At 39.3% G+C, this 1,335-nt stretch carries 1 protein-coding gene; it reads left to right on the forward strand.

The genetic code is table 11. The annotated features are described in order from the left end of the window. Window positions 1-92: 92 nt before the first annotated feature. On the forward strand, window positions 93-1,298 hold the full coding sequence (locus CK510_RS30460; RefSeq protein ID WP_095725133.1) for an ISAs1 family transposase: 1,206 nt from the start codon (window positions 93-95) through the stop codon (window positions 1,296-1,298). Window positions 1,299-1,335: the final 37 nt, after the last annotated feature.

Here is a 1,335-nt window from a genome sequence, read left to right on the forward strand (position 1 = left end):
TGCGTAAGTCCTATAAGCAATCTTTGTTGAAATAAAATGGCACTATCCAAGGTAAAGTAAAATTTAATCCATGTAGTCGCTAGGTGCAAATAATGTTAATAGGATTTGAGAAGAATAAAAAGAGCAAAATCAAAACACCTTGCATACCTAGTTTAGATAGCTTTGAGATTACTAATAAATTTCAGCAATACTTCACACAAGTAAAAGACCCAAGAGTGGAAAGAACGAGATTACATTTACTCACCGATATCATCACCATAGCTATTTTGGCAGTAATCGCAGGGGCTGAAGGGTGGGAAGACATTGAAGAGTATGGACTGAATAAACAAGAATGGTTGGAGACATTTCTAGAACTACCATTTGGAATCCCCAGTCCCGATACATTTAGAAGAGTGTTTGAGAAGATTAAACCTAAAGAATTTGAGCAATGTTTTCAGCGATGGGTACAATCACTGGTTGAGAAGTTGGGAGTAGAAGTAGTCGCAATTGATGGCAAAACTCATAGGGGTTCATATGACCGAGGACTAAAACTAAAAGCCTTACACACAGTTAGTGCATGGTCAAGTGAACACCGCTTAGTCTTGGGACAAATGAAGGTCAGTTCTAAATCCAATGAAATCACGGCAATTCCAGCGCTGTTAGACATGCTTGATTTATCTGGCTGCATAATCACCATTGATGCAATGGGTACACAGAAATTGATTGCCGAGAAAATTATAGAAGGTGATTCTGATTACATTTTGAGTCTTAAAGATAATCATCCAACGCTGCACCAACAAGTCAAACATTGGTTTGATACTTCCCTATCAATTGGATTTCAAGGTCTGGATGTGAGTATTAGTAAACGTATTGAAAAAGGACATCACCGCATCGAAAAGCGTACAGTTTACACTGTGCCAGTCTCTAAACTTCCTGGACTTCATGAACAAGATTTATGGATCGGATTGAAAACAGTAGTCATGGTAGTACGTTCAATTCAGCATTGGAACAAAACCACACAAGAAGTACAATTCTACATCACCAGTCTCGACAGTGATGCCAACAAAATTGGTAGTGCAATTCGGCAACATTGGGGAATAGAAAACTCTGTTCACTGGACATTGGATGTCACTTTTCATGAGGATGAATCTCGAATTCGTTCTCTGCATAGTCCACAGAATTTTGCTTTACTACGTCGTATTGCTCTAAATGCCTTAGAGCGAGAATCCTCTTTTCACCGCAGTATTCGTCAAAAATCACGACGAGCTGCAATGAATGATCGGTACATGGTATCTGTGTTGATGGCGGCTCTTCCATAATCTTTCTGTCAATAGGGTTTGAGATGCGCTAACCCTG

This window comes from Brunnivagina elsteri CCALA 953 (genome assembly GCF_002289455.1).
In the GTDB taxonomy this organism is placed as follows: domain Bacteria; phylum Cyanobacteriota; class Cyanobacteriia; order Cyanobacteriales; family Nostocaceae; genus Brunnivagina; species Brunnivagina elsteri.